Annotated in this window: 1 protein-coding gene; it reads left to right on the top strand. The window is 38.3% G+C overall.

From position 1 onward, the window contains the following. Window positions 1–266: ABC transporter substrate-binding protein (locus V6256_RS15330; RefSeq protein WP_341599119.1), on the top strand; the 266-nt coding region annotated here is incomplete at both ends.

Raw genomic sequence — 266 nt, 5'->3', positions numbered from 1 at the left:
AGTGTTGCGAAACAACTGAAAATAAAACATTTACTTTTCACCTAAGAATAGATGCTAATTGGTCAAACCGCGACCCTGTAACAGCCGAAGATTTTGTATATAGCTTTCAACGTGCAGTAGAACCTGCAACTGCTTCTCCTTATGCTTGGTATCTGGAAATGACAAGCATGCTTAATGCTGCCGATATCGTAGCGGGTAAAAAAGATAAATCGACTTTAGTTGTTAAAGCGATTGATGCTAATACCTTTGAAGTAACACTAGAGCAT

It is taken from the genome of Psychromonas aquatilis, from assembly GCF_038155185.1.
Classification (GTDB): Bacteria; Pseudomonadota; Gammaproteobacteria; order Enterobacterales; family Psychromonadaceae; genus Psychromonas; species Psychromonas aquatilis.
Note: the sequence above shows the minus strand (reverse complement) of the source record. Positions and strands in the feature narration are given on the sequence as shown.